The organism is Paenibacillus sp. P4_A7 (assembly GCF_056402455.1).
Map to the genome: position 1 here is coordinate 1 of NZ_JBFUHJ010000207.1, position 9,195 is coordinate 9,195.

A 9,195-nucleotide genomic window follows, 5' to 3' on the forward strand; every position below is an offset into this window, starting at 1 on the left:
GCCATTTCTCAGCAATAATGGATTTGAACTGGTTGATATTGAGTACGTCAAAGAGGGAAGTAATTATTTCCTTAGAGTTTTCGTGGATAAAGAAGGCGGAATCGATATTGATGATTGCGGCCGTATCAGCGAATTTATGAGCGAACAATTGGATGAGAATGACCCAATTACAGATGTCTACTTTTTAGAGGTATCTTCACCTGGAGCGGAAAGACCGCTGAAGAAGCCCGAAGATGTGCATAAAGCGATCGGCAAACACGTTTACATAACGACATATGAACCGATCAGCGGCGCTAAAGACTTTGAAGGGCTGCTGCTTTCATTTGACGGGGAGAACGTAGTTGTTCGCGTAGGCAAAAAAGAGCATACGATTCCTTACGATAAAGTAGCCGGCGCTCGACTAGCAATCGTATTCTAATATTTGTTTTCTTATTATTGAAAGGGGGAATTTCGTTCCGATGAGCATGGACTTTATTGAAGCGTTATTGGAAATCGAAAGAGATAAGGGGATCGCCAAAGACGTGCTCCTAGAAGCTATAGAGGCTGCGCTTATCTCAAGCTATAAACGGAATTTTAATACAGCACAGAATGTAAGAGTTGATATTAATCGACATACAGGCGTTATCAAAGTATACGCTCGTAAAACGGTAGTCGATGAGGTGCTTGATTCAAGGCTGGAAATTACAGTCGAAGCATCACGTGAAGTAAACCCTCACTATCAATTGGATGACGTAGCGGAAATTGAAGTAACGCCTCGCGACTTCGGTCGTATCGCTGCTCAAACAGCGAAGCAGGTCGTTACGCAGCGAATCCGCGAAGCTGAGCGCGGTCTCATTTACAATGCTTTTATCGATAAAGAAGAGGATATTGTAAACGGGATTGTTCAACGTCAGGATGTTCGCAATTTGTTTGTGGATTTGGGTAAGGTAGAGGCTGTATTGCCGCTAACGGAACTAATGCCAACGGATAAATTCAAGCATGGCGATCGTGTGAAGTCTTATATCACGAAAGTTGAAAACACGACTAAAGGACCGCAAATTATTTTGTCCCGCACACATCCTGGTCTTTTAAAACGTTTATTCGAGCTAGAGGTTCCAGAAATTTATGATGGTGTAGTTGAAATTCGTTCGGTAGCACGGGAAGCTGGTTTCCGGTCTAAAATTGCTGTTCATTCACGGAACTCTGAGGTCGATCCAGTTGGATCATGTGTCGGTCAAAAGGGAATGCGCGTTCAGACGATCGTAAACGAGCTAAAAGGCGAGAAAATCGATATCGTACGTTGGTCTGAAAGCGTAGATGAATATGTGGCGAACGCACTTAGCCCGTCTAAGGTTCTGGAAGTTATCGTGTTCGAGCAAGAGAAGATGGCTAGAGTAATCGTTCCTGATTACCAGTTATCACTCGCGATCGGCATTAAAGGTCAAAATGCGCGTCTTGCGGCAAAATTGACCGGCTGGAAAATCGATATTAAGAGCGAGACGCAAGCTGAGCAAGAGTATGGCCGTCCGAAATCATTAACGACGATCATGCATCAGGACTCGGTTTCTATCGATTAGCAACTTGGAATAACGTCATTCAACTGGCAGAGGAGGGGTGTACGGTGAAACCGAGAAAAGTACCACTTCGTAAATGCGTCGCTTGTCAGGAAATGATGCCGAAGAAGGAACTCATTCGGATTGTTCGGACACCGTCCGGAGAAGTTCAGATTGACCTGACAGGCAAGAAAGCGGGTCGCGGCGCTTATTTATGCGGCAAAGTGAGTTGCTTCAAATTAGCGAAGAAGTCCAAAGCACTTGATCGAGCGTTAAAACAGCAGGTCGGAGAGCATATCTACGATCAGCTTGAGAAAGACTTCGTTTCGGTAGAGGAGCAATTCATCGCTGGTAAGGAGTTGATAAGCGATGAAGCAGAATAAGACCCTTTCTCAGCTTGGTATGGCAATGAGAGCTGGGAAACTCATTACAGGTGATGAAATAGTTCTTAAAGCAGTAAGAAGCAAGCAAGCATATCTTGTTGTTGTAGCTGCTGACGCTTCACCTAATACGAAGAAAAAATTTCGAGACAAATGCAACACCTACGGAATACAACTCGCAGAAGCATTCGACCGTGATCAACTAGGAAAAGCGATTGGTAAGCCAGAACGGGTTGTATTAGCGGTTACCGATGCGCAATTCGGAAAAATGATTGCGAGTCATCTGAGCCAAAATACGGAGGTGGATAATATTGAACAATAAACCAGACGGCAAGGAAAATAATAAAGAAAAGCTGCGCGTGTATGAGTATGCAAAATCCCTCAATATGAGCAGCAAAGAAATTATTACGATTCTTAAACGACTTGATTTGCCAGTTAATAACCATATGAGTGTTATGGAAAATGAAATGGTAAACAAGGTTGAAGGTTTTTTCCGCAATATTAAAGCAAATGCCGCTGCTAAACGCGCACAGGAAACATCTAGCGCCACGGTATCTTCCACTCAACCAGCTGTTAGTCGGCCGCAACCGCAACAGCAACAGCAACAGCAACAGCAACAGCAACAGCAACAGCAACAGCAACAGCAAAGTGAACAGGATCGAAATACGCAATCGCAACCAGGGCAAGCAAACAAAAACTTAACTCAAGACAGACAGGGGCCAATGAATTCTATTAATACAAATAATACGAAACCACAACCGACTCAACAGCAAAGTGATGCAAGACCAGCGCAACAATCAAGTAACCGTCCAGCACCATCCAGTTCGAATTCGAGTCGTCCGGCGGGGGGACAAAGCAATCGTCCAGCACAATCCGGTAATAGCGGCTCAAGTCGTCCTGGACAAGGACAAGGTGGCCAGGGTAGCCGCCCAGCTTCATCTGGACAAAATCGTCCTGGTCAAAACGGACCAAGTGGACAAGGAAGCTCTACAAGCAGTCGTCCAAGCGCTCCTCGTCAAGATAGCGCAAACCGTCCAGCACAGCAAGGTCCTAACCGTACATTTGATTCTAAACCGGCTCAAGGCGGCCAAGCGCGTAGAACAGATGATGCCAATAAGCCAAGAACGAACCAGAAACGGTTTGAAGATGGTAAAGGCGGCGGCGGCTACAAAGGTAACAACAATCGTGGCCCTAAAGGACGCGGTGGTAGATTCCAACAGCAGCCTCCTCGTGAGAAGATTGATAATACACCGAAGAAAATCATCGTTCGCGGAACAATGACAGTCGGCGAAATGGCTAAATTACTGCATAAGGATGCTTCAGAAGTTATCAAAAAGCTGATCTTCTTAGGCGTAATGGCTACAATCAACCAAGAAATTGACATGGATGCTATCCATTTGATCGCATCTGACTATGGCGTTGAGGTTGAAGTGAAGATTCCAGTCGAAGAGGATTCATTCGAAACGGTTGAAGAATCAGATGAAGAAGCTGATTTGGTAACTCGTCCGGCAGTTGTAACCATCATGGGTCACGTCGATCATGGTAAGACGACTTTGCTTGATGCTATTCGTCAAACGAATGTTACTGGTGGAGAAGCTGGAGGCATCACGCAGCATATTGGTGCTTATCAAGTTGAAATTAACCAAAAGAAAATTACATTCCTAGATACTCCTGGTCACGAAGCGTTTACGCTAATGCGTGCTCGTGGTGCGCAGGTTACAGATATTACGATTATTGTTGTAGCAGCTGATGACGGTATTATGCCGCAAACAGTCGAGGCGATTAGCCATGCTAAAGCAGCAGGCGTTCCGATTATCGTTGCCGTTAACAAAATCGATAAACCGGAAGCAAATGTAGACAAAATTAAGCAAGAAATGACCGAGTATGAGCTTGTTCCAGAAGAGTGGGGCGGCGATACAATATTCGTAGAAGTTTCTGCAAAGCAACGGATTGGACTAGAAGGCTTGCTGGAAATGATCTTGCTAGTTGCTGAGATGAATGATTACAAAGCTAACCCGAACAAACGGGCACGCGCTACGGTTATCGAAGCAGAACTAGATAAAGGAAAAGGCCCAGTAGCTCGCATCCTTGTACAGCACGGTACGCTTAAAATTGGCGATGCTTTCGTAGCTGGTAATTGCTTCGGTCGTATTAGAGCAATGGTTAACGATAAAGGTCGTCGTTTAAAAGAAGCTGGACCATCTACTCCTGTAGAAATTACTGGTTTAACAGAAGTACCTCAAGCTGGCGATCCGTTCATGGTATTCGAAGATGAACGTAAAGCACGTGCAATTGCTGACCGTCGTTCCATTAAGCACCGCGAATCGGAAATGGGTGCCAATACACGTGTTACTCTTGAAGATTTGTATAGCCACATCAAAGATGGTGAAATTAAAGACTTGAACGTAATTATTAAATCAGACGTTCAAGGTTCAGCTGAAGCTCTAAAAGGCTCACTAGCTAAAATTGACATCGAAGGTGTCAGAGTTAAAATTATTCACAGTGGTGCAGGCGCGATTACTGAATCGGATATTATTCTTGCTTCCGCTTCAAATGCAATCGTAATCGGCTTTAACGTTCGTCCTGATCCACAAGCTGAAGCAACGATTGCTCAAGAGAAGGTTGATGTTCGGATGCATCGCATCATATACAACGTCATCGATGAAATTGAGCAAGCAATGAAAGGCATGCTTGATCCAATCTACAAAGAAGTTGTTATTGGTCAAGCTGAAGTGCGTAATGTATTTAAAGTGACTAAGGTTGGCGTTATCGCCGGTTCGATGGTTACTTCAGGTAAAATTACTCGTTCCGCTGAAGCTCGTCTTATCCGTGGCGGAGTTATTGTATTCACTGGTAAAATTGAATCCCTCAAACGCTTCAAAGATGACGCCAAAGAAGTCGCACAAGGTTATGAGTGCGGTATTACTCTTGACCGCTTCAACGATGTGAAAGAAGGCGACGTAATCGAAGCGTTTGTCATGGAAACGGTAGAGAGGTGAATGTAGTATGGCAAAGATTCGAGTAGGACGGGTCGGCGAACAAATTAAAAAAGAGCTGAGCCAAATTATTCAGACCGAATTAAAAGATCCTCGTATTGGATTCATCACCGTTACCGGTGTTGAAACGACTAGTGACTTGTCTCAAGCAAAAGTATATTTGAGCGTGCTCGGAAGTGAAGAGCAGAAGGAAGCGACACTTAAAGCACTAGCTAGCGGAACTGGCTTTATCCGTACTGAGCTAGGCAAGAGAATGCGACTTCGTCACACGCCAGTGCTGTTCTTTAAATTTGATAGCAGTATTGAGTATGGCAGCAGAATCGAAGCATTGCTTGAACGAATTAACAGTGGGAACGAAGCTCGATGATAGCTGACTTCAGCTATTTGAAGCAGTTAGATGATGCGTTAGCCTTTATGAGAAGCGCGGATAATTTTCTTGTCGTATCGCATGTCCAACCGGACGGCGATGCGATCAGCTCTTCTGTAGCTGTAGGTTGGCTGCTTCAGCAGCTTGGAAAATCAGCTGTGCTTATCAATGAGGGTGAATTGCCTTCAAGACTCAGCTTTATTCATCAGTTCGATACGATTGTCAACTATAAACAAACAGCTTCAGAACGGAAGTATGATGCAATCATCGCTGTAGATTGCGCAGATTTTCGTCGTATTGGAGACGTATCAAGCAGCTTTGCTCCTGGAGCAAAGCTGCTTAATATCGATCACCACCCGACAAACAATGGGTTTGGCACCGTGAATGTCATTCGATCCGAAGCAGCTGCAACGGTTGAAATCCTCTTTGATATGATTGAAAGAGCGGGCCTTACACTTGATTTGAATTGCGGAACAGCTATCTATACAGGGCTTTTAACCGATACAGGCGGCTTTCGTTATTCCAATACGAGTCCGCGAGTGATGGAGATAGCTTCTCGTTTGCTTGCAATAGGCGTATCGGGTAATGAATTGGCGGACCATTTGCTTGAGAAAATGACAATGGCTAAGCTGAAACTTCTTCAAATCGCTTTAAATCGTCTAACTTTTTCATCTAACCTAGAGATAGGTTGGGTGTTTATCGGTAAGAATGATTTGCGTGATACAGGAGCTGTGCCTGAAGATCTTGAGGGCATTGTTAATTACGCTTTGAACGTCGATGGCGTAGAAGTCGGGATTTTGTTCAAAGAAGCCGATGATGGCGCTGTTAAGGCGAGCTTGCGTTCTGCTGGCAAAGCGGATGTAGCTGCTATAGCACAATCTTTTGGCGGTGGCGGTCACGTAAGAGCAGCTGGATGTCGTTTAGAAGCCCCATTAGATGAAGCTATTCAACAATTAGTGGAAGAAGTAAGAAAGGCGTTGGTTTAGACGATGGACGGCATTTTGGCAGTTTGGAAGCCGGAAGGCTGGACCTCTCACGATGTGGTTGCAAAAGTTCGACGACTTCTGAAGATGAAGCGAATAGGTCATACTGGAACGCTTGATCCAATGGTAACCGGCGTATTGCCGTTATGTCTCGGACGCGCCACAAGAGTGGTGGAATATGTGCAGGAACGCCCTAAAGCGTACGAAGCGGTGCTGCAACTTGGTATTGCAACAGATACAGAAGACATGACAGGGACAGTAATCGAGAGTCAAGCAACTGTAAAGGTTACTGAAGCAGAGGTTCATGAAGTTCTAAAACGTTTTATAGGTCAGATCGACCAAGTTCCACCTATGTATTCTGCAATCAAAATCGATGGTAAGCGTCTTTATGACCTTGCTAGAGAAGGAATAACGGTAGAACGCAAGTCTAGGACGGTTACGATTTATGAGTTGAATGTAATCGAGACACAGCTAGATCTTGATCAGCCTAGAATATCGTTTTCTGTCGTATGCTCGAAAGGTACTTATATACGCACATTATGTGTGGATATAGGAAAAGCGCTCGGTGTACCCGCTACAATGGCTACGTTGACGCGTACGATGTCAGCTGGAATTACGAAGGAAAGCTGCTTGACACTCGAACAAATTGAGGAATTACAGCTGTCTGGACAATTAAGTGAGTATCTTATCGCAGCGGATGATGCGATAGCTCATTTTGATAAAGCAGTTGTTCCTGTTTCTATAGGAAAGCTGGCACTGCAGGGACAAAGAGTTAGTTTGTCACATGCAGAACAGTCTTTTCCAAAAAGCGCGGATGGACAACTTGTTCGATTTTATAATGACGAGAATTTATTTCTCGGTATCTATCAAATCGATATGAGATTGTCTGTTTTTAAGCCAGTAAAGGTTTTTACAGATTAAGCGAGCGAAGCATCGTAGTTAATAAGGAAATGCAGGTGTGTCAGCGTTGGAAATTATACCATTAAGTTACCCTTTAAACGGTTTGTMTACGTTAACGTTAGACAAGCCGCTTTCTATAGCTATTGGTCATTTTGACGGTGTTCATCGGGGACACGAAAATGTCATTCGCCTTGCTGTTGAAGCGGCGAGAGAGACTGATATGCTGGCAGCTGTTATGACGTTTGATCCACATCCTAAGGAAGTACTTGGTCAAGGCGATCAGTATTATTGCTGCTTAACTCCTTTGGACGTGAAGGTCAAACTATTCGAAGAGCTTGGCGTAGATCTCGTATTCGTTATGCGCTTTGATTCTTCTATAGCCGCTGTTTCACCAGAAGGCTTTGTAGATGAAGTACTCCGTACTCTTCATGCAGAGCAGGTTGTTGTAGGCTTTGATTTTACTTTCGGATACCGTGGCTTGGGAAATACTGAGAAATTAAAAGAACTCGGCGCACCGAATATTAAGGTTCATGTGATAGAGCCTTTGTATGAAGATGATAAGAAGGTGAGCAGTACCTACATTCGGGAATCTCTTGAGCAAGGTGACCTGGAGATGGCTGAGCGCTTGCTTGGTAGACCCTATGAAGTAATAGGTACCGTCATTCATGGAGATGGCAGAGGTAGAACGATTGGTTTTCCTACTGCTAATCTTGAATTTCAACATTGCTATGTAGCACCTAAACTTGGCGTTTATGCGATTACGGCATGGCTGGGTGATAAGGCGTATGCAGGAGTATTGAATAATGGAATGAAACCAACCTTTAACAAACTTGATGTCAAGCCAGTTATGGAAGCCCACTTGTTTGATTTTAATAGTGATATTTACGGAGAAGAGCTGCGTGTACAATTCCGTTCATTCATTCGATCAGAGAAGAAGTTCAGCTCTATAGATGAGCTTGTCAAACAGATTGAATTAGATTCCATACAAGCCAGATTAGTTACTGAGCGTGTTTGATTTATATTCGACTTAGTAGAATGGCCGAGGATAGAGAATATCTAATATTACTATCAGACTCGACAACTACCTATACTATGTGTTATACTTTACAACGTTGTGATTAGGCATACATATTGTGTATACTAGCCACATACTGAACCTTAGCTTGGTTGACCGATCTCACCGGCGGCGGCGAGGCTAATGGCGATTATATAGAAGGAGGTGAATGAGGATGGCAATAACACAAGAACGTAAACATGAACTGATTGCTACGCATAAGACTCATGCAACTGATACAGGTTCTCCAGAAGTTCAAGTCGCTATCCTGACTGAAAACATCGTTAACTTGACACAGCATTTGCGGGAGCACAAGAAAGATCATCATTCCCGTCGTGGTTTGCTCAAGATGGTAGGTCAGCGTCGTAAGCTGCTTGCATACCTGAAAAACAACGATATCAGACGTTACAGCGCATTGATCGAAAGACTCGGCCTTCGCCGATAGAACTTGCGAAATGAAAAGCAACCTGGTTGTCCTGCCGTCCGGGAATAACGGATACGCGGATTCGGGTTGCTTTTTGTAATATGAAAAGACTCAGAGTAAACTGCTGATTTTGCAGTGCTATATAGTTTTCGAAGATAGTGATGCTACATATAGGAGGGATAAAATGGTGCAACGAATTGAGATGACAGTAGGCGGAAGACCTATGTCAATTGAAACAGGTCGTCTTGCGAAGCAAGCCAATGCTGCAGTGAAGGTCCAGTACGGCGATACAGTCGTATTATGTACAGTTACAGCATCTGCGGGACCGAAGGATTTGGACTTTTTCCCACTGACAGTTAACTACGAGGAACGTTTATATGCCGTTGGTAAAATCCCAGGTGGAYTTATTAAACGTGAAGGCCGTCCAAGTGAAAAGGCGATTTTATCTAGCCGACTAACGGACAGGCCTATTCGTCCGTTGTTCCCGGAAGGCTTCCGGAACGATGTACAAGTAATGAATATTGTTATGAGCGTTGATCAAGACTGTCCTCCAGAAATC

General features: G+C 44.2%; 10 protein-coding genes and 1 pseudogene. All 11 read left to right on the forward strand.

From position 1 onward, the window contains the following. A partial coding sequence (gene rimP, locus AC1DWN_RS20740; protein ID WP_477560808.1) for a ribosome maturation factor RimP occupies window positions 1-418 on the forward strand: 418 nt, incomplete at its 5' end. Between the two features lie 40 nt (window positions 419-458). After that, a complete protein-coding gene (nusA, locus tag AC1DWN_RS20745; RefSeq protein WP_477560809.1) occupies window positions 459-1,556 on the forward strand; it encodes a transcription termination factor NusA in 1,098 nt (365 codons plus the stop codon). Window positions 1,557-1,600: 44 nt separating this feature from the next. Next, the gene (gene rnpM, locus AC1DWN_RS20750) at window positions 1,601-1,915 is read left to right on the forward strand and encodes an RNase P modulator RnpM (protein WP_477560810.1); all 315 of its coding nucleotides are present in this window, start codon (window positions 1,601-1,603) and stop codon (window positions 1,913-1,915) included. Further along, window positions 1,902-2,234 carry a L7Ae/L30e/S12e/Gadd45 family ribosomal protein gene (locus AC1DWN_RS20755; RefSeq protein ID WP_477560811.1) on the forward strand — a complete coding sequence of 111 codons (333 nt, stop codon included), beginning with the start codon at window positions 1,902-1,904 and terminating at the stop codon, window positions 2,232-2,234. Before rnpM ends, AC1DWN_RS20755 begins: the two co-directional genes overlap by 14 nt. A gap of 64 nt (window positions 2,235-2,298) precedes the next feature. Then, complete coding sequence (infB, locus tag AC1DWN_RS20760; RefSeq protein WP_477560816.1) at window positions 2,299-4,911, forward strand: translation initiation factor IF-2; 2,613 nt, start codon at window positions 2,299-2,301, stop codon at window positions 4,909-4,911. A gap of 7 nt (window positions 4,912-4,918) precedes the next feature. Further along, window positions 4,919-5,275: a 30S ribosome-binding factor RbfA gene (rbfA, locus tag AC1DWN_RS20765; RefSeq protein WP_477560812.1), complete on the forward strand. Its 357-nt coding sequence runs from the start codon at window positions 4,919-4,921 to the stop codon at window positions 5,273-5,275. Beyond that, on the forward strand, window positions 5,272-6,261 hold the full coding sequence (locus tag AC1DWN_RS20770; RefSeq protein ID WP_477560813.1) for a DHH family phosphoesterase: 990 nt from the start codon (window positions 5,272-5,274) through the stop codon (window positions 6,259-6,261). The genes rbfA and AC1DWN_RS20770 overlap by 4 nt, the downstream gene beginning before the upstream one ends. A gap of 3 nt (window positions 6,262-6,264) precedes the next feature. Further along, window positions 6,265-7,179 carry a tRNA pseudouridine(55) synthase TruB gene (gene truB / locus AC1DWN_RS20775; RefSeq protein ID WP_477560814.1) on the forward strand — a complete coding sequence of 305 codons (915 nt, stop codon included), beginning with the start codon at window positions 6,265-6,267 and terminating at the stop codon, window positions 7,177-7,179. 46 nt (window positions 7,180-7,225) lie between these two features. Then, window positions 7,226-8,173: a bifunctional riboflavin kinase/FAD synthetase gene (locus tag AC1DWN_RS20780; RefSeq protein ID WP_477560815.1), complete on the forward strand. Its 948-nt coding sequence runs from the start codon at window positions 7,226-7,228 to the stop codon at window positions 8,171-8,173. Window positions 8,174-8,387: 214 nt separating this feature from the next. Continuing rightward, on the forward strand, window positions 8,388-8,657 hold the full coding sequence (gene rpsO, locus AC1DWN_RS20785; RefSeq protein WP_477560817.1) for a 30S ribosomal protein S15: 270 nt from the start codon (window positions 8,388-8,390) through the stop codon (window positions 8,655-8,657). A gap of 163 nt (window positions 8,658-8,820) precedes the next feature. Then, window positions 8,821-9,195, forward strand: a pseudogene (locus AC1DWN_RS20790) (polyribonucleotide nucleotidyltransferase); the annotation flags it as partial.